Raw genomic sequence first — 1,885 nt, forward strand, 5'->3', positions numbered from 1 at the left:
TTCAACGGCGTCTGGAACTGGGGCTACGACGGCGTGCTCTGGTACACCGTCCACGAGGCTTACGGCGGCCCCGCCGCCTACCAGCGGTTCGTGGACGCCGCCCACGCCGCGGGCCTCGCGGTCATCCAGGACGTCGTCTACAACCACCTCGGCCCCAGCGGAAACTATCTGCCCGAGTTCGGTCCGTACCTTCGGGATGCGGCGCGCAACACGTGGGGCCTGTCGGTGAACCTCGACGCGCGCGAAGTGCGTGATTTCATCGTCGAGAACACGCTCCTGTGGCTGCGCGACTACCACGTCGACGGACTGCGACTGGATGCCGTACACGCCCTGCACGATGAGAGCCCGACCCACATCCTGCAGGAGATCGCCGAAGCCGCCGACGCGCTCTCGGCGCACCAGGGTCGCCCGCTGACCCTCATCGCGGAGTCCGATCTGAACGACCCGACCCTGATCCTGCCGCGGGAAGCCGGCGGCTACGGACTGACGGCACAGTGGAGCGACGACTACCACCATGCACTCCACGTCGCGGTCAGCGGCGAGACAGTCGGCTACTACGAGGACTTCGGGGCGCTCGGGGCTCTCCCGAAGGTGTGGACCGAGGGGTTCTTCCACAACGGCACCTACTCGTCGTTCCGCGGGCGGGATCACGGTTTCCCTATTCCGCCGACAGTCCCCACCTGGCGTCTGGTGACGTTCGGGCAAGACCATGATCAGATCGGCAATCGCGCCACCGGTGACAGGCTCAGCGAGACCCTGTCCACCGACCGGCTCGCCGTGGCCGCGCTCCTGACGCTCACTACTCCCGGGACGCCGATGCTGTTCATGGGGGAGGAGTGGGGAGCATCCACGCCGTGGCAGTTCTTCACGTCGCATCCGGAGCCTGAGCTCGGGGAGGCCACCGCGAAAGGTCGCATCGAGGAGTTCGCGCGGATGGGCTGGGACCCCGCGATCGTTCCGGACCCGCAGGATCCCGAGACCTTCCACCGCTCGAAGCTCAGCTGGGCCGAGGCATCCACATCGCCGGAGGTGGGGGTCGACCATGCGCGCCTGCTCCAGCTCTACCGCGACCTTGCGGCGCTTCGGCGCGACCGGCCTGAGCTGACCGACCCCGCGTTCGCGGCCTGCGACGCGCTGTCGGGGAGCGGCCCCGATGGAGAGGACCCCCGGGCGCGGTGGTTCGTCCTTCAGCGGGGCGCGTTGTCCGTTCTCGTGAATCTCACCGGGGCATCCCACACCTTCGCGATTGCGCCGGATGCCGTCATCCTGCTGCACACGGGAGGAACGGGAGTCGCGCCGGTCATCGCCGAGGCAGCACCGGGCCAGGGATCGACGGATGCTGCATCCGTCATCACCCTCGCCCCGGACTCCGCCGCGATCGTCGCTCCCGCCCGCTCCTGACCCGCAGATGACCTCCCGCTCGCTATCGTGAGGGGATGGCCGCGAACCTCCTGATCGTCCCGCTGCTGGCGGCGCTCGCACCGCTGCTGACCCGGGTGATCGGGCGGTGGTTCGCGGTGCCGATCGTCGTGTTCGAGCTGATCCTCGGCATCCTCGTTGGGCCCTCGGTGCTGGCGTGGGTTGAGCCGATCGAGTTCCTCGCGACCCTCGCCCAGTTCGGCCTGGCGATGCTGTTCTTCGTCGCCGGGTCGGAACTCGACTTCGCCGCGTTTCGCGGGCGCACGGGCCGCAACGCCGCGGTCGGATGGCTTCTCTCGCTGGGGATCGGCATCCTGATCGGTCTGCTCGTCGGGCCGTTGGGGGCGGCGATCATCATCGGCATCGCGCTGTCATCGACGGCGCTGGGGACGATCCTTCCGATCCTTCGTGACGCCGGCGAACTGAAGACTCCGTTCGGCAAGGCGGTCGCGGCAGTCGGTGCGGT

Annotated in this window: 2 protein-coding genes; both read left to right on the forward strand. The window is 68.5% G+C overall.

Annotated elements, in window-relative coordinates; translation table 11 throughout:
- Positions 1 to 1,401: alpha-amylase family glycosyl hydrolase (locus Q1V87_RS04820; RefSeq protein ID WP_300591072.1), on the forward strand; the 1,401-nt coding region annotated here is incomplete at its 5' end.
- Between the two features lie 35 nt (positions 1,402 to 1,436).
- On the forward strand, positions 1,437 to 1,885 hold a 449-nt coding region (locus tag Q1V87_RS04825), incomplete at its 3' end, for a cation:proton antiporter (RefSeq protein WP_300591073.1).

The sequence above is a fragment of the Microbacterium sp. genome (assembly GCF_030149085.1).
In the GTDB taxonomy this organism is placed as follows: domain Bacteria; phylum Actinomycetota; class Actinomycetes; order Actinomycetales; family Microbacteriaceae; genus Microbacterium.